Origin of the sequence: Psychrobacter halotolerans (assembly GCF_039680845.1) — a bacterium.
Classification (GTDB): Bacteria; Pseudomonadota; Gammaproteobacteria; order Pseudomonadales; family Moraxellaceae; genus Psychrobacter.
Genome location: NZ_JBDKWD010000003.1, coordinates 327,871 through 345,753 on the forward strand (window position 1 = coordinate 327,871; position 17,883 = coordinate 345,753).

Consider the following 17,883-nt stretch of genomic DNA (forward strand, 5'->3'; position numbering starts at 1 on the left):
CATTACCGCGTGCATGCTTTATGACAAATTGACTTTGAAGCTAATCATTCGTTTCACGGTACAGTGTATTTTGCGATTCTTCTCTAAAATCCTCATAAGTAATGGCAGGTTCAACTTCGGACGTGTCGGTGGTAATTGATGCTGCTGCGTTAGACTCTGCATCATTGGTCACTACTTTTTGACTGTCATTGGTTGAGCTACCTTGTTGCAAGGTGGTCGCTACTGGATTATCGGAAGTAGTATCAGCAGACAGCGGATTGTCTACCGTCGTTGGCGCTTGAGCGGTACCAGCCAAGGCATCGTTATCAGTTACTGCTGCCGTCTCTCCCGCATTATTGGCACTTATGTCAACTGCATTGGGTACGCCGCTTGTCGTTGAAGGTGATAGTATTCCTGTAAAAATAAGTATTGCGACAACCGCGCCGATCAGCAGTGAGCCTAGCATCATACCAATGATAAGTAATTTTTTATCGCTGGCAGGCTTGGTGTGGGACGTTGCTATCTCTTTAACACTGTCTTCAACTGGCTCATCAACAGCTGGTTGAGTAGGCGCGTCTTGAGTAACTTGGCTGTCAGCATTCGGTGTATGAGTGGTTGTTTCGCCAGCATCGTCATCGAAACCCAAGTCAAGACTGAAAGTATCGTCATCAAGCTGCATATCTGCAAATGATTGAGGTGCAGAGTTGGTAGGCTGTGCAGTCTCACTATGTGCTGCGATAGGTTTTTCGATTTCTTGATCCATAAATTCCAAAGGATCTATGGTGAGTTCGAACGCCTCTTCACTATCATCCGTCTGACTTTCAGACAGTATTTGTCTATTCTCTAACGGTGGTGATGGTACGTTTTCAAGATCATAACTATCGCTATTGGCGTCTTCACCATTTTCGACACGGTTGATAAAGCGCTCATAAATATTGTTATTGGTAGGCTGACGTGATTTTTTATTAACAATCTGCGCCAGCTTTTCGTCAAAATCCAAGTCAAAGCCGTTTTTTTCGTTGCTCATAGAATAATACCAAACCAGTTTATTCTACTGGCATTAAATGACTGCTAGAATGAAAATAAAATTGAGATATTTATTACTAAAATGTAACGAAATCGTTAGCAAATAATATAGTTGCTTGCCTCACTATCTTCAAGCACAATTTATTCGATAGTGTGGATTTTTTCGTTATAGTCAGTCCTAAATAAAAAAGATACGCCTATGCTCATGCGATACTGGCAACCATTATGACAATGACATCTAAACATACCCAAATAGCAGGCAAACGATAGGTCTGAAAATATGGATTTAAAACAGCTCAGAGCGTTCATTGCTATTGCCGATTTGCGTAGTTTTAGCGCCGCCGCCGCCCACACAGGACTGTCACAGCCAAGTTTGAGTCGTTTACTCAAACAGCTTGAGACAGATATGGGCGTGGATCTGGTTGATCGCTACCACAGACCTCTGCATCTAACCGAGGCGGGTGCTTTCTTTTACGATAAGATCGGTACAATATTGACAGAGATTGATACTGTGACCAGTATGACTCAACGATTATCAGCCCCCAGTGCTGTCTTAAATATTGGTTTTGTGCCTTCTGTGCTTTATGGCTTACTTCCTGAAATCATTGCTCGACTCAAACAATCAAGCCCCGATATCGAAGTAACTCTCAAAGATATTAGCTCTTATCAACAAATGGATGCGCTAAAATCGGGTGACATTGACATCGGTTTTGGTCGCTTCGCCCATCAAGTTCCTTGGATTCAGCAAATACTATTGCGTCATGAGCGCTACGTTGTTGCCCTACCCAAGGCCCATCCTTTAGCCAATACAAATAATCAGCGACTGATCGATTTGGCAAATAATCGCTTGATTCTATATCACCAAACTCACCTGCCGATATCGACAGCGGTAACGAAATCAAAGTCGACAAGCACTAAGCAAACGGTGCCGAGCGAGTCAATTACCGAACCTTTGCTACATTTATTCGCACAATACGGCATTTCCCCATTCACCACCACGACAGTAAGTGACTTACAAGTAGCGCTGGGACTGGTCGCAGCGGGCGAAGGCATTACGCTTGTGCCTGCCAGCCTAAAAACGGTGCGTACTGAACAAATCAGTTACCAGAACTTGGCGCACGAAAATGTCACCTCCCCTATCTATCTACATACGCTCAAAGACTTTGTGCATCCTAAAATACCTGATTTGCTCACGGCTATTTATCATGTCTATGAGCGGCGCGGTATCACCTATCGCCAGCAAAAATTTATGTAATTCTCTTAAATTTTCAGATATTAAAGAGATATTGTGTTATAAATAAACGCCAAAAATAATCAGCCCTAATACTTGCTATTAGCGACTGCTTATGCTAACCAAAAAGAATGGTGATGCAAAAAAATAGTAATAATAACGAGAATAATCATTCTCCTGAATAGGATTGGTGTGCTAAAGTCGATACAAGATTAATCGTTTTATCAAAAAGCAAGTGATAAAACGGTTGTCTAATGATCATTGGCAAGCTGACACAGGTAAGTGATAATTTGCCGTTTTAACCATTTCGAGGTATTTATGACTGCACAACGAACAGACACCCTTGATAGCGCTACCAGCCAGGAAGGCTTTAGCTGGCGCATCTTTGGTCCAGGAATCCTAATGGCGACTGCCGCTATTGGAGGCTCTCATCTGATTTCTTCAACACAGGCTGGTGCTATATATGGCTGGCAATTGGCTATTATGATTATTTTAGCCAACGTTTTTAAGTATCCGTTTTTTAGATTTGCAACCGACTACGTCTATGATACAGGCGAGAGTTTGATTGCAGGCTATGCCAAGCGCTCAAAGGTGTATCTTTGGATATACTTTATTCTCTCTATCTTATCAGCCGTCATCAGTACGGGTGCGGTATCGCTCCTTGCCGCTGTGATATTGGGCTTTATGTTACCCGCCTCCCTTGAGCTATCGACGATGTCTTTGTCAATAATCATCGTGGTTGTGTCATGGTTTTTTCTGATTGCTGGCCATTATAAGTTACTGGATGGCGTAACCAAATGGATCATGATTGCCCTGACCATTGCCACGGTGGCTGCCGTCATTATTGCCGCTGGCAAGCCAACTGTCATGGCGGTAGATTTTGTCGCCGCCTCACCTTGGAATCTTGCGACTTTAGGTTTTATCGTTGCGCTTATGGGCTGGATGCCAGCGCCACTGGAGTTCGCAGCGATCACCTCCATGTGGACATCGGCCAAAGTCAAAGCTGATCACACCACGCATCGTCAAGGCTTGCTGGATTTCAACGTCGGTTACTTAGTCTCCGCCATTTTGGCATTGTTTTTCTTATCGCTAGGCGTGTTTGTTCAGTATGGCTCTGGCCAAGAAATTGAGCTGGTTGGTGGCGCTTATGTCAATCAGCTGATCAATATGTACACAGCAACTATTGGTGAATGGTCCAAACTTTTGGTCGCCTTCGTCGCGTTTATGTGTATGTTTGGCACCACGATCACTTGTGGCGATGGTTATGGCCGTGCCAACGCTGAATGCTGGCGCTTGATTAAAGGGGAAAGCGAAATCAACAAAAAGCAAATCGCTTTTTGGACCACGTATGCCATTGGTGGCGGTTTGGTCATTATTACTTTCTTTACCGGTCAATTAGGCGCTATGTTGCAATTTGCGATGATAACCGCGTTCGTTTCTGCGCCAATCTTTGGCTGGTTAAACTACTCATTGGTCAAAAGCCATAAGAAACTGTCGCCCGGTATGAATGCCTTATCTATCGCAGGTCTTATCTTCTTGGCAGGTTTTACCTTACTGTTCTTAGCCAATCTTGCTGGTCTCTTTGGTTAAACAAGGCTCTGCTGAAATAAATCTTCTACTTTAATTGTAAAAGCCCTTCTAGCCTTGCTACGAGGGCTTTTTTATGCCTAAAAATCACAACTAAGACCAGCAACAGACGTTAATTATGTAAATAAATGTAAAATATACTTTTGAGATTACCAATTTACTTTACCGATATAAATAATAAATAAACGAAATCGTTGATTATTGCATAGTAGTATTTTTAAATTACATAGATTTAAAACTATTAATTTTATAGTTTATTAATTTTAAATAATTGAAGTCATACAGTCCTTTTTGAGAGGTCATAATTGAGTATAATCAATGGAGATAACAAAGACATTACCCTCCTCTCTAAGGATTATGATATGACAGTAGCATCCGCTGGCGCGCGCTTTCGCAGTGCACTGCAACAAAAAAACGATAACAATCAACCTCTACAAATTGCGGGTGCGATTAACGCTTACACCGCGATGATGGCAACCCAAGTTGGTCACCAAGCTTTATATCTGTCAGGGGCAGGCGTTGCCAATGCCTCATTTGGTTTGCCTGATTTGGGCATGACCAGTCTTGATAACGTCTTAGAAGATGCGCGCCGTATCACCGATGCGGTCGATACGCCGTTATTAGTCGATATCGATACAGGTTTTGGCGGCGCGTTTAATATTGCCCAAACCATCAAAAAGATGGAAAAGGCAGGCGTGGCAGCGGTACATATCGAAGACCAAGTCGCGCAAAAGCGCTGTGGTCATCGCCCCAATAAAGAAATCGTTAGCATCTCAGAGATGGTCGATCGCCTAAAAGCGGCATTGGATGCCAAAACGGATAACGATTTTGTGGTGATGGCACGTACCGATGCTTTATCTGTTGAAGGATTGGATGCTGCGGTTGAACGTGCCGTTGCCTTTCAAGAGGCAGGCGCTGACATGATCTTTGCTGAAGCGTTGACCGATATCGAGATGTATCGCAAGTTTACCGATGTACTCGACATTCCGCTCCTTGCCAACATGACTGAGTTTGGTCAGACCGATCTGTATACTACAGAGCAACTGCATAGCGTGGGCGTTGATATGGTGCTGTATCCACTGTCTGCCTTTCGTGCCATGAACAAAGCGGCATTAAATGTGTATCAGCACTTATTAAATGATGGCACCCAAGACAAAGTCGTGGATACCATGCAAACCCGCATGGAGCTATATGATTTCTTAAATTACCATGAGTTTGAGCAAACCCTAGACAAACTGTTTGCTGATAACAAATAGTGAGCACCAGCAGTCGTCATAAACAATAACAAGTAGTACTTTTGGCAGTATTTTTCAGTGTGACAACCGATTAAAAAAAGCGACCAACAAAAGGAATGTAACCATGGCAGCACAAAAAGAACTTTCAGGCGCAGGACTTCGCGGACAAGTGGCAGGCAAGACGGCACTATCAACCGTTGGCAAATCAGGCTCTGGTCTGACGTATCGCGGTTATGATGTGTCGGAGCTGGCGGATAAATGTATTTTTGAAGAGGTGGCCTATTTGCTACTTTATGGCAACTTGCCAACGCAAAGTGAATTAGACGCTTATCAAACCAAGCTCAAAAAACTGCGTGGCCTACCGCAGGATCTAAAGGATGTGCTGGAGCGTATTCCTGCCAGCGCCCATCCAATGGATGTATTACGTACTGGCTGCTCGATGCTTGGTAACCTTGAGACTGAAACCGATTTTGCTCAACAAAACGATTGTACCGATCGTATGCTGGCGGTCTTTCCCTCGATCATCAACTACTGGTATCGCTTCACCCATGATAATGTGCGTATCGAGACCGAAACGGACGATGCGACCATTGGTGGCCACTTCTTACATTTGCTAAAAGGTGAAAAACCAAACGAGTTACACGAAAAAGTCATGAACGTGTCGCTCATTCTTTATGCAGAGCATGAGTTTAACGCCTCGACCTTTACCGCTCGTGTATGCGCTTCTACTTTATCAGACATCCATTCTTGTATCACAGGCGCGATTGGCTCGCTACGCGGTCACTTGCATGGCGGCGCGAATGAAGCGGCAATGGATATGATTGAAGGCTTTGGCTCAGCTGACGAAGCCGAGACAGAAATGATGGCCATGCTGGCACGTAAAGATAAAATCATGGGCTTTGGTCATGCCATCTATAGTGAATCTGATCCACGTAACGTGGTCATCAAAGAATGGGCTGAAAAACTGGCTGCTGACGTTGGCGATGAGGTTCTCTATCCTGTGTCGGTACGCTGTGAAGAGGTAATGTGGCGCGAGAAAAAACTGTTCTGTAATGCCGACTTCTTCCATGCATCCGCCTATCACTTTATGGGTATTCCGACCAAATTGTTCACGCCGATTTTTGTGTGTTCACGTCTGACGGGCTGGGCGTCACATGTGTTTGAACAGCGTGCCAATAACCGTATTATTCGCCCAAGTGCCGAGTACATTGGTGAAGAGTTGCGTTCTGTGCCTGAGATGAGCGCGCGTTAATCATATCCTTATCAGCCAGCGTTATTGTTATGCTGGCTGATAAAACCTATAGCGGTTAAGTAAAATATTTCTTTGTACTTGCCGTTATGGTTTTTCAATGACCTAGTTACACTGTTTTTTTAGCAAAACCTACTAGCACACAGAGTCACTATGATTGTGTAACTATGGTTGTTTTGCTAAAAGAATGACTCTTTTATTTTATATATAACCAGCCAACCGCCAAAGGTGACTTATGGACAACGCTTTAGTACAGCCAATGAACGATGAATTTAAAAAGCCGTTACCCGGCACCGACTTACATTATTTTGATACACGCGAAGCCGTTGAGCGTATTGAAGCGGGCGCGTACGACAAGCTACCGTTTTGCTCAAAAGTCTTGTGCGAAAACCTCGTACGTCGTTGCCCCTCAGAAGATTTGACGGACGCACTTAAGCAGCATATCGAGGGCAAACAAGATCTTGATTTTCCTTGGTATCCTGCCCGCGTGGTTTGTCACGATATCTTGGGTCAGACCGCGTTTGTAGATTTGGCAGGCTTACGTGATGCGATCGCTGAGCAAGGCGGTGATCCATCCAAAGTCAATCCCATTGTCCCAACTCAGCTTATCGTTGACCACTCACTAGCCGTTGAGCACGCTGGCTTTGAAGAAGACGCATTTGAGAAAAACCGCGCCATTGAAGAGCGCCGCAACGATGACCGTTTTCACTTTATTAACTGGTGTCAGTATGCCTTTGACAATGTCAACGTCGTACCGCCTGGTAACGGTATCATGCATCAAATCAACCTAGAAAAAATGTCGCCTGTCGTGCAAGTGGTCAAAAATAGAGCCGGTGAGTCCGTTGCGTTTGCTGATACCTTAGTCGGTACCGACAGTCATACCCCAATGGTCGACGCGCTAGGCGTGATTTCGATCGGCGTTGGCGGACTTGAGGCTGAAAGCGTCATGCTGGGTAACCCCTCCTATATGCGCCTGCCAGATTACGTGGGCGTCAAATTAACAGGCAAACTGCAAAAAGGCATTACGGGTACCGATTTGGTATTAGCTATGACGGAATTTTTACGCGATGCTGGTGTGGTTTCCACTTATATTGAATTCTTTGGTGACGGCGCACGCCAATTAACCGTGGGCGATCGCGCCTCGATCTCCAATATGACGCCAGAGTACGGTGCAACAGCCGCGATGTTCTATATCGATGAGCAAACCATCGACTATCTGCGCCTGACGGGTCGTTCTGAAGATCAAATCAAACTGGTTGAGCAATACGCCAAGCAAACAGGTCTCTGGGCTGACGGCATGGAAAACGCTGAGTACGCCCGCGTGCTTGAATTTGATTTATCAGCGGTCGTGCGTAACATGGCAGGCCCGTCGCGTCCGCACGCCCGCGTATCAACCTCAGATTTGGTTGCCAAAGGCATCGCCCATGCGGCTGATGAAAAATTGCCTGAACCAAAAGATGGCCTGATGCCAGAAGGCGCTGTGATTATCGCCGCTATTACCAGCTGTACCAACACCTCAAACCCACGCAATATGGTGGCTGCTGGTCTTGTCGCCCGTAATGCCAATGCCAAAGGACTATTGCGCAAGCCTTGGGTCAAATCCTCATTAGCGCCTGGGTCAAAAGCGGTAAAAATGTACTTAGAAGAAGCCGACTTGATGCCAGAGCTGCAAGAGATTGGCTTTGACGTGGTTGGCTTTGCTTGTACTACTTGTAATGGCATGAGCGGCGCACTCGATCCTGATATTGAGCAAGAAATCATCGATCGAGACTTATTCACCACAGCTGTCCTATCCGGTAATCGTAACTTTGACGGTCGTATCCATCCGTATGCCAAGCAAGCATTTTTAGCCTCACCGCCGCTTGTGATCGCTTACGCTATCGCTGGTAACATCCGCTTTGATATCGAAAAAGATTCGCTGGGTCGTGACCAAGACGGTAATGAAGTCTATCTAAAAGACATCTGGTTCGACGATGACGAATTGGATGCTATCGTGGCCAAAGCGGTGAAGCCTGAACAGTATAATGCCGTTTATATCCCTATGTTTGACGAAGCCAAAAGAGACACGGGTAAAGCCTTAAGCCCTCTATATGACTGGCGCGAGTTGACCACTTATATTCGTCGTCCGCCGTATTGGGAAGGCAAAATGGCAAAAATGAACACGTTGACAGGTTTGCGTCCGCTTGCCGTACTTGGTGACAATATCACAACGGATCATATGTCCCCTTCCAATGCGATTTTGGGTGATTCTGCCGCGGGCGAGTATCTCGATACCATGGGCTTGCCGGCCGAGGATTACAACTCTTATGCAACCCACCGCGGCGACCATTTAACCGCTCAGCGTGCGACCTTTGCCAATCCTAAGCTGCTCAATGAGATGGTGCTTGATGAAGATGGTGAAGTCATCCAAGGCTCGCTGGCGCGCGTGGAGCCAGAAGGTCAAGTCATGCGTATGTGGGAGGCGATTGAAACCTATATGAACCGTGAGCAGCCACTCATCATTATCGCAGGTGACGGCTATGGTCAAGGCTCAAGCCGTGATTGGGCAGCAAAAGGCGTGCGCTTAGCAGGCGTGGAAGCGGTCGTGGCTGAAGACTTTGAGCGTATTCACCGCCAAAACCTCGTTGGTATGGGCGCGCTTCCATTGCAGTTCGAAAAAGGCACCACGCGAGATACGCTAGCTATTGATGGTACTGAGATATTTGATGTTAAAGGTGATGTATCGGCGCGCGGTCTAATGACTCTAGTGATTCATCGTACGGATGGCAGCACCACTGAGACACCTATCATCTGCCGACTGGATACCGCCGATGAAGTCAAAATGTACAAAGCTGGCGGCATGTTACAGCGCTTTGCCAAAGAGTTTATCGAAGGGACGTTGGATATTGTTTAGGTTTTAGAATGTTAACTGAACAATTATAAAAATCACCGATGTTGTATAGCTTGGCTATATGACATCGGTTTTTATTTGCTTTTGTTAAATGCCTGTCAGCTCTATATTGAGTTTCTTCTACTAGTAGCGTAATATGTACATCATATTGTACAAGTTATGGAGCATGTCGTGAGAGGAGAATATCATGAGAGTTGTTAGTTTTTCAGAAGCCAGAAAGCATTTAAAATCCGTATTAGACACGGTAAACGATGATGCCAACGCCACCATTGTTACTCGCCGCGATGCTGACGATGCGGTCGTCATGTCACTTGATTATTATAATAGCTTGATGGAAACCGTTTACCTACTGAAGTCGCCTGCCAACGCTGCACATTTAGCAGAATCTATTGCTCAATATCAAGCGGGCAAGACTGTCACACGCGAGCTTATTGATGTGACAGACGAGAATCATAGCAATGAGCATACTCATAACGACAATGACGCCGAACAAGCTTGATAATAAAAAAAGGTATATCAATGAGTGAGCAATTAGCATGGACGGACGCAGCTTGGAAGGATTACCTGTACTGGCAGATGCAAGATAAAAAAACACTCAAACGTATTAATAAACTCATCACCGAATGCAAGCGCAGTCCGTTTGAAGGTATTGGTAAACCAGAACCGTTGAAAGAAAATCTGTCAGGATTCTGGTCACGGCGCATTGATGATGCCAATCGTTTGGTATATGCCGTTGATGACAACTATCTAACGATTATTTCTTGTCGCTATCATTATTAATTGAACGGCACTAAAGGTGAATAGCCTCATTACCTAGATTTTAATCAACATTTATCAGTAATTTATGCATAATAACGCTCTTATTTATTAGGGTAAATTATCGAGAAACTTATGGGCTGGTTTAAACTGTTGGTTGCAGGTATCGTATTGTATTTAGGTCAAGGCTATTATTTGTTGTCACCGAGTCATGTAGAGAAATTTTTGAATGATCATAATACGCTAGCGATGAATGATCCGGTTGCCGCTTGTGACAATTATAGCGATGACGTGACGGTAATGATCAATCATAGAACGCCAGAAGGAACGTGGGAAGTCGAGGGCGGTAAGGATGAGCTCTGTGGCTATATGCGCCAATCGCAGGCATCCTTGGTCGTCTTACAAGCCAGTACATCAGGGTACTTTGAAAATATGTCAGTGACAACAAGCTTTCCTTGGCGAAAAGCCCAAGCCAGTTTTGACGAAATCAATAATGTGAAAGTGGGCTCGATAGGATCAATCAGTAGCAAAACGCATGAAATACTAAATATTAAAAGAACGCTGACCGGTCTACAAATCACCTCAGTCACCTCTACGGGTGGCACCAAGCCTTAGTTTAATAAACGAGTATGGTATAAAAAAAGGACGCTTATAAAATGACCCAAACCACGTCTCAACCAAATTTCGCCCCGCAAATCTCCGTCCCTGCCACCTATATGCGCGGCGGTACCTCTAAAGGCACGTTCTTTAAATTGTCCGATTTGCCTGAGCGTTGCCAAGTCGCTGGCAAGGCGCGCGATAATTTCTTACTGCGTGTCATTGGAAGTCCCGATCCTTATGGCAAGCAAATCGATGGTCTCGGCAATGGCAGCTCTAGCACATCAAAAACCGTAATTTTATCGGTCTCTGACAGATCAGATCACGATGTCAATTATCTGTTTGGACAGGTTAACATTGCCAAGCCGATGATAGATTGGGCGGGTAACTGTGGTAATTTAACCGCCGCGGTTGGGGCATGCGCCATTAATATGGGATTGATTGATGCTGATAAAGTCGCAACCAGTGCTGACAATGGTATTTGCGAAGTGCGTATTTGGCAAGAAAACATCGGTAAAACCATCATTGCCCATGTTCCAGTGTATACAGATGCTCAAGGTAAGGTACAAGTTCAAGAAACAGGCGATTTTGAGTTGGATGGCGTCACCTTCCCCGCCGCCGAGGTCAAAATCGAATTTATTGATCCTGTTGATTCTTCGAGCGATATGTTCCCGACTGGCAATTTGGTCGATGATTTTGATGTGTCTGGGTGCGGTCTAAAAACTGATAGCGTTAAGGCGACCTTTATTAGTGCAGGTATCCCGACTATCTTTATGAAAGCAGAAGATATGGGTTTTACAGGTACGGAGTTACAAGGCGATATTAATAGTGACAGCGATTTGCTCATCAAGCTTGAGCAAATCCGTGCCAAAGGCGGTGTGGTTATGGGATTATTTAAAGACGAAAGCGCGGCGCAAACCAGTCAGCACATTCCCAAAATTGCTTGGGTGGGTGCAGCGCAAAGCTATAACGCCTCTAGTGGTAAAGCCGTTGAATCCAAGGATATTGATTTGGTCGTACGCGCGATGAGTATGGGTCAATTGCACCATGCTATGATGGGTACAGCAGCAGTAGCAATTGCCGCCGCAGCGACCACGCAAGGGACATTAGTCAATGAAGCAGCGGGTGGCAATCAATCAGCAAAACAGCTGAATGAAGTACGTTTTGGTCATCCGTCAGGGACATTGCTTGTCGGTGGCAAAACCGAACAAGTCAATGGTCGCTGGCAAGCCAAAAAGGTGTCGATGAGCCGCTCAGCAAGGCGTATCATGGTCGGTGAGGTGTTTGTACCAGCCGATGCGTTTTAGTTCTGACTATGAATGCTAAGCATTAGCTGGTGGCTTTGGTTTCACCATATATCATGATCATGCCGCCGATAGTGACCAATGCTAAGCCTGTGATTTTATAGATATCTATCGTTTTTACAGACAAACCAAAAAGTCCTGTTTGACTGAGTATGAGAGAAAAATACATTTGCCCAAGAAAAACCCAAAGCAAGGTATTACCAGCGCCTATTTTAGGGGCGGCAATGAACATAAATAAGATATAGAAGCTACCCAAAAACCCTGGCAACCACATCCACCACGTCACGTTTTGGATAGTAGGCGGCTTGATGCCACCACTCATTAGGTATGCTAGGAACAAAGAAGCAATGGTTCCACCTAGGTATAAATAAAAGGTCGATTGTATTTGAGAGGCTTGTGTGCTTTCTCGAAAAGCATTGACAATCGCCAGCTGTAGCGGAACAATGGCACCGCCTAATAGGCTAATGAGAACATAAGGAAGTATTTTCAAGCAACCCCCGCTAATAGAAGATAGATAAACCTTTTATGTAATGCCAAACTTTATTTTAATAGTTTACCATAGCTATGATCAGTAAAATATCGAAACCAATGAGCTAAGCCTTTATGCCAACCCCTCCCCAAGCACGCCATGTGCCCTTAGATAAAAAACCGCCAGTCGAGAAAAAAGAGCGAAGAGCGCTACTGTGGGATATTCTCAAAAAACTCGCTGTCTTTGCCGCGCCTTATAAAATTTTAATCATAGCGACCTTGATATTAACGGTACTTGGCTCGTTTACCGCTCAGGTCAACGCCTTTGTATTGCGCTATGCGGTCGATACGTTGACTGAAATCATTACTCTGTCCGATCCTTGGGCAGCTGGCGTGAGAATGTTGGCCATTATCAGCGCAGTGTTATTGACCAAAGAGATATTGTCGATATTCGTCTCTTTTGGACAACGCTTCTTCGGTGAAAAAATCCGGATCAATCTGTCTCGGGATTTATCACAAAAAATCATCGAACGTATTTTGACGTATCGTATGTCGTTTTATACCAGCAGTGAAAATGACAGTGGTAAGCTGCAAACCCGTATTGATTTGGGGGTCAGTAGTTTAACCACCTTGGTGCAAAACTTCTTTATCGATATGCTACCGCTGTTTGCCAGCGCCATTGTCTCGCTTATTATCATGTTTTCTACCAATGTTTATATCGGTTTGGTTGGCCTATTTATCATTCCGATTTACTTCTTTATCAGTCAAAAACAAGCCAAGCGCCTGCAAGGGTTTCGACGGCAAATGCGCGGATTTCGTGAAGCCAAAAGCGGTTTGGTGATCTCGCTCATCAACTCGATTAGCGTGGTCAAGTCTTTTGTTCGTGAGTCGATAGAAGCGGAAAAGCATCTGACCATTCAAAAGGATATGACTGACAATCAACTGCGTATTCGTAGCATTGGCTTTATTTATGACGCGGTAAAAACCTTTATTGAACAAATCGGTGTGGTGGCCATTATTTTACTCACTTCTTATTTTGTCTTAAAAGGCGAGATGACCATCGGGATGATTTTGTTTCATGTCTTATTGTTTCAAAACGTCGCCGCGCCTATTCGCCAGCTGCACCGGATATACGATCAGATCAACAATGCGTTGACCTATGCCGAAGGGTTTTTTGATATCTTGGAAGATGATCAGCAAGTTGAAAATATCGATGGTAGCAAAAGCCAAGACCTCAAAGGTCACATCGAGCTGCAAAACGTCGATTTTACCTACCCCAATGGCACACAAGCGCTCAAAGACATCAGCTTCACCATCAAACCCAATCGCATTACCGCTTTGGTCGGTTTAAGCGGGGCTGGCAAGAGTACGATCATCAGCCTGCTTGTGAAGTTTTATGAGCCAGATTCGGGCAAAATTTTATTAGATGGGCGTGATTTGGTCGATTGTGATACCCATGAATTGCGTCAAAACATTGGCTTGGTGCTACAAAGCAATCATATTTTTTCGGGGACGATCAGTGAAAATATCCGCTATGGCAATATTGAAGCAAGCGAGGAAGACATTATTGTCGCTGCCAAAAAAGCGTCCATTCATGAGCAAATCATTAATCTCGCAGATGGCTATGAGAGTACCGCAAAATCCTTGTCGGGTGGTCAGCAGCAGCGTATTGCGCTGGCACGCATGTTCCTAAAAGATCCACCGATTGTGTTTTTGGATGAGCCAACTGCAAGCCTTGACGCTATCGCCAGTCAACAGGTCAAAAAAAGTTTAGATCTCATCAAAAAGGATCGCACGGTGATTATGGTGTCGCATAATATCGCGCAAATTATCGATGCCGACGACCTCGTTGTGATAGAGAACGGTCAAGTGGTCGAGACCGGTACGCACGAGACGCTCTATGCAAAAGGCGGTAAGTATTTTGAGATATTTAGTGCCATGTCTGATAGCTTGAACTTAGAAAAGATCAGTCAAACGATTAATGGTGGATAGTTACTGATTAATAGCCACTGGTTGAGAGACATTTATAGCGTTATAATGCCTCTTATTTGAAAATTGCTATATTTCTCAGGAAATTTATTTTTTACTTTATCTTCCACTATAGTCAGTTGAAAATAAAACGGTTATATAAATTTAAACGCGTTACTGGAACAAATTTTATTTGCTTGCTGTGCCTATGCCTATACTTATGCCGACAGAGACGGCGCAAATTTCATTCTAGTAGCGCTATAACACCTTTATATATTTATACTGATTTTTTCCCATTCAATAACCGATTTACCAAAAGCCGCCGAATTATGACCTACGAATTTTCTATCAAAAACTTTGATGAGCTGACCTCAGTTGATCTGTACCATAGCCTAAAAGCTCGCTCACAAGTGTTTGTGGTGGAGCAAAACTGCGTTTACCAAGATATGGACGAGGTGGATTTTGATTGTTTGCATCTGATTGCTCATCAAAATCAAGCATTGGCGGGTTACTGCCGTATCATTCCACCTGAATTCAACACCCTCAAGTCCAACCTCAGTTCCAGCATGAGTACTGATGCGCCCGCTATCAAAACGAGCACTACCGCAATGCCTGCCATTGGCCGGGTGCTGGTACTGGCAGAGCACCGAGGGGATGGCTTAGCAAGGCAGATCATGACACAGGCGATTGCGCATTGCCGTAAAAGATATGGCAAAAAAACGCCCATTATCATCTCCGCCCAAACCTATTTGCTTGGCTTTTATGAGTCATTAGGCTTTGTGCCTGAAGGTGATCGTTATTTGGAAGAAAATATTGAGCACGTAAAAATGGTGCTATATGTTGCCAAAAAGACCAAAGTAAAAAAAGAGCGGGTAGATGCGCCAACCGCCACGACGAAGATTCTAGGTTCTCTCCTCTTTATCATGGCCGCTTTGTTTATTTTGGGTTTGCTGTATTTAATGATTTAAACAGTTAGCGAGATAAAGAGTTTAATATAGTTAATCCAAAATGAAATTGGTACATACAGTCATTACTTTCTACCATTGTGTTCTACTGGTATAAATTTTCCTCGCTTGCTGTTCGGGGCGTGACAGAGACTTCGTAAAATTCATCCCAGTAGAACGACACTCTTTTTAAAATGGATCGGCTATATGTCACGTACTTAGCTTTCAATGGCTACCACTACCAAGGTATCGATTTCCCTGCCCAATCCACAAAACTGCCGGATTGTGCGGCGCTCATGTGGCTTAGCACCTCTAACAAACACTCGGCACTATAGGCGGGCGAGAATAATTGTCCGTCCGCCACATTCCTTTGAAAAGGCGCGGACAGTTGCGTGTTGACGGTACCGGGCTGCATTACCACGACGCACACGTCTTTGAGCGATCTTGCCCATTCGATACTCAAATTTTTCATACCCATATTAAGCGCCGCTTTACTCATGCGGTAGCTGTACCAACCGCCCAGCTGGTTGTCACTGATACTACCGACTCGCGCCGATATGGTCGCAAAAATGGCAGGATTGTCTACACTTCGCGGTGCTTTTGCCAACAGCGTTTTGGTGTGTTTGGCAATCAATAAACTTGCTAAGGCATTTACTTGCATGTTTTGCAAAAAAAACTCAGTGTCCATCTGCCGCAGTGCTTTTTCTGGTGAACTCTCGCCTGTATGTAATAGCCCAGCACAATTAATAACCCAATCAAGATGATCGGTTTGTTGTTTGATGACGTCAATTGCTTGTTCGATACTCTGCTCGTCACAGATATTCATAGATAGCCAATGCACATTGTCCACTTCTAGATCGGGCACATTTTTATAATACGTTGCAAAGACCTGCGGTCGCACTGTAGACCCAACACTGTCTTCAATTATCTTCTCTATCATGGCTCTACCGATCCCGCCTGTACCGCCAATAATAAGATAGGTTTTGCCTGTCATTTTATTAGTCATAACGATTCCTTTTTTAATAGTCTTTAACCGTGTGGTGGCCGTTATTATTGTTTGCATGACTGCGCGTGGCTAAAAACGCCCGGTTTCGTCAATAATAGAGGCTCATTCTTTCAAAATAACAGCAGTCATCATCATTGTATATACGCTACAATCATCAAATAGTAATCATTGCCTATCAAACCAACGCTTTCCAACGCTTTTATATGGATGTATCGCATTATGCTATCCCCCCAAGATCAATTGACTGAGCTGGTACGGACGCTTGAGACTCAGCAGCATGTCTTTGCCACAGACCCACTACTCGTCACTGAAAAACTGCAAAACGAGGATGGCAAACCCATTCAGAAGTTGCATCGAAGGGCGTCACGCATTGATAGTAATGGCGCGCTGGCGCGGGTATTGGGTAAGATTGACGGCCGTATCAAAGGCATCATGATTGTCATGAGTGTGGTGTGGTGTATCTCAGGATTTTTGGGGTTATTCACCTTATTACAGACCAACGTGGTGAATTTCTTTTATGTCTTGGTCTGTCTGCTCGGCTTTCATACGCTTATGTTGGTTGGTTGGCTGCTAATGACTTTGATTAATCAAGGCAAGCACTCATCCAATTGGTTTGCCAGTTTTGTGAGTCCCAGTTATCTCATACGTGGTAAGGATGACGTGACTCAAGCGGCGGTAGATTTGTACGAGCGGCAATTGCAACACAGTGGTATGCGCTGGTATCTGGGTCGATTTAGTCATCAGCTGTGGCTTGCGACCTTAACGGGTATGCTGTTTGCGATCATATTTTTATTGATCGTCCGTCAGTATAGCTTTAGCTGGGAGTCGACCTTACTATCCGATCAGGCACTGATTGCCTTGACGCAGGTACTTGGCTGGCTACCAAACATGGTGGGATTCAATGTGCCAGACAGTACCGCTATCGTGCAAAGCCGATTGGTCACAGATGCGATGCCCTTATCTGTCGCGCGGCAATGGGCGGGTCTGCTGATAGGCAGTTTGCTGATGTACGGTATCGTGCCGCGAGCAATCGCATGGGTATTTTGTGCGCTAATGTTTCGCCGCAAAAAAATGCGTTTGGATATCAAACAGCCTTATTATCAAAAAATACTGAACTTTTGGCAGCGTCAGGTGGTTGATGCCGATGATTTTGAGGCAGCACCAGCACCCATTGCCCCAAAAGCGGCAGTTAGCGCTGGCAAGAAATTGGTGGCTTTGCTCGAGTACCCATCGGAGCAAGATCGCTGGTGGTTAGCGGGTCTTAATACGAATTCTAATGGTAATGTTAATAACGTTGAAAATTTTGGCATTATCGATGATCGGGACGATATGGCACGATTAAAGACGTACTTAGAGACTCATCCTGTCCAAGTCTTACTCGGCATTCATAAAAACGCGCTGCCTGATCGCGGCACGCTGCGTAAACTTGATCAAATTGCCAGTCATGCAAAAGACGGACTCATTGTACAATTACTGGGTGAGGCAGATTTGACTGATGAGACATTGGATTTTGACTTAAAAGAAAACAAAAACGTGCGTTATCAGCAGTGGCAAACGGCGCTGTCTGCTCGAAAAATCGGTCTAGTGACTGCGCGCGACTCGTAATAAATAGTGAAATTTCAGATTGAAAATAACCACCTCAT

At 44.7% G+C, this 17,883-nt stretch carries 15 protein-coding genes; 12 read left to right on the forward strand and 3 right to left on the reverse strand.

Features of this window, described 5'->3' with window-relative positions; translation table 11 throughout:
- Positions 1-40: 40 nt before the first annotated feature.
- The gene (locus tag AAJP47_RS07945; protein ID WP_346717370.1) at positions 41-1,006 is read right to left on the reverse strand and encodes a hypothetical protein; all 966 of its coding nucleotides are present in this window, start codon (positions 1,004-1,006) and stop codon (positions 41-43) included.
- A gap of 279 nt (positions 1,007-1,285) precedes the next feature.
- Between AAJP47_RS07945 and AAJP47_RS07950 the strand changes: the two genes are divergently transcribed.
- The 9 genes from AAJP47_RS07950 to prpF all read left to right on the forward strand — a co-directional run bounded on the left by AAJP47_RS07950 (position 1,286) and on the right by prpF (position 11,857).
- Positions 1,286-2,260, forward strand: a complete 975-nt coding sequence (locus AAJP47_RS07950) for a LysR substrate-binding domain-containing protein (RefSeq protein ID WP_346717371.1) — start codon at positions 1,286-1,288, stop codon at positions 2,258-2,260.
- A 294-nt stretch (positions 2,261-2,554) separates the two neighbouring features.
- Positions 2,555-3,826 (forward strand): NRAMP family divalent metal transporter, encoded by a 1,272-nt coding sequence (locus tag AAJP47_RS07955; RefSeq protein ID WP_346717372.1) that lies wholly within the window; start codon positions 2,555-2,557, stop codon positions 3,824-3,826.
- A gap of 359 nt (positions 3,827-4,185) precedes the next feature.
- Positions 4,186-5,079, forward strand: a complete 894-nt coding sequence (gene prpB, locus AAJP47_RS07960; protein ID WP_346717373.1) for a methylisocitrate lyase — start codon at positions 4,186-4,188, stop codon at positions 5,077-5,079.
- A 103-nt stretch (positions 5,080-5,182) separates the two neighbouring features.
- Entirely contained in the window at positions 5,183-6,310 is a 1,128-nt protein-coding gene (prpC, locus tag AAJP47_RS07965; RefSeq protein ID WP_346717374.1) for a bifunctional 2-methylcitrate synthase/citrate synthase, read from the forward strand.
- Positions 6,311-6,566: 256 nt separating this feature from the next.
- Positions 6,567-9,200: a Fe/S-dependent 2-methylisocitrate dehydratase AcnD gene (acnD, locus tag AAJP47_RS07970; RefSeq protein ID WP_346717468.1), complete on the forward strand. Its 2,634-nt coding sequence runs from the start codon at positions 6,567-6,569 to the stop codon at positions 9,198-9,200.
- 184 nt (positions 9,201-9,384) lie between these two features.
- Complete coding sequence (locus AAJP47_RS07975) at positions 9,385-9,696, forward strand: type II toxin-antitoxin system Phd/YefM family antitoxin (RefSeq protein ID WP_346717375.1); 312 nt, start codon at positions 9,385-9,387, stop codon at positions 9,694-9,696.
- 20 nt (positions 9,697-9,716) lie between these two features.
- Complete coding sequence (locus AAJP47_RS07980) at positions 9,717-9,977, forward strand: Txe/YoeB family addiction module toxin (protein WP_346717376.1); 261 nt, start codon at positions 9,717-9,719, stop codon at positions 9,975-9,977.
- A gap of 111 nt (positions 9,978-10,088) precedes the next feature.
- Positions 10,089-10,568, forward strand: coding sequence for a hypothetical protein (locus tag AAJP47_RS07985; RefSeq protein ID WP_346717377.1), 480 nt, complete (start codon positions 10,089-10,091; stop codon positions 10,566-10,568).
- 41 nt (positions 10,569-10,609) lie between these two features.
- Positions 10,610-11,857 carry a 2-methylaconitate cis-trans isomerase PrpF gene (gene prpF, locus AAJP47_RS07990; protein ID WP_346717378.1) on the forward strand — a complete coding sequence of 416 codons (1,248 nt, stop codon included), beginning with the start codon at positions 10,610-10,612 and terminating at the stop codon, positions 11,855-11,857.
- Between the two features lie 22 nt (positions 11,858-11,879).
- Here prpF and AAJP47_RS07995 read toward each other — a convergent pair whose 3' ends face one another.
- Positions 11,880-12,344 carry a DMT family transporter gene (locus AAJP47_RS07995; RefSeq protein WP_346717379.1) on the reverse strand — a complete coding sequence of 155 codons (465 nt, stop codon included), beginning with the start codon at positions 12,342-12,344 and terminating at the stop codon, positions 11,880-11,882.
- A gap of 113 nt (positions 12,345-12,457) precedes the next feature.
- Between AAJP47_RS07995 and AAJP47_RS08000 the strand changes: the two genes are divergently transcribed.
- A complete protein-coding gene (locus tag AAJP47_RS08000; RefSeq protein WP_346717380.1) occupies positions 12,458-14,314 on the forward strand; it encodes an ABC transporter ATP-binding protein in 1,857 nt (618 codons plus the stop codon).
- Between the two features lie 305 nt (positions 14,315-14,619).
- Entirely contained in the window at positions 14,620-15,258 is a 639-nt protein-coding gene (locus AAJP47_RS08005) for a GNAT family N-acetyltransferase (protein ID WP_346717381.1), read from the forward strand.
- Between the two features lie 214 nt (positions 15,259-15,472).
- On the opposite strand, the gene AAJP47_RS08010 is transcribed toward AAJP47_RS08005, so the two are convergent.
- A complete protein-coding gene (locus tag AAJP47_RS08010) occupies positions 15,473-16,240 on the reverse strand; it encodes an SDR family oxidoreductase (protein WP_346717382.1) in 768 nt (255 codons plus the stop codon).
- A 219-nt stretch (positions 16,241-16,459) separates the two neighbouring features.
- Between AAJP47_RS08010 and AAJP47_RS08015 the strand changes: the two genes are divergently transcribed.
- On the forward strand, positions 16,460-17,845 hold the full coding sequence (locus tag AAJP47_RS08015) for a DUF2868 domain-containing protein (protein WP_346717383.1): 1,386 nt from the start codon (positions 16,460-16,462) through the stop codon (positions 17,843-17,845).
- The last annotated feature ends 38 nt before the right edge of the window (positions 17,846-17,883 follow it).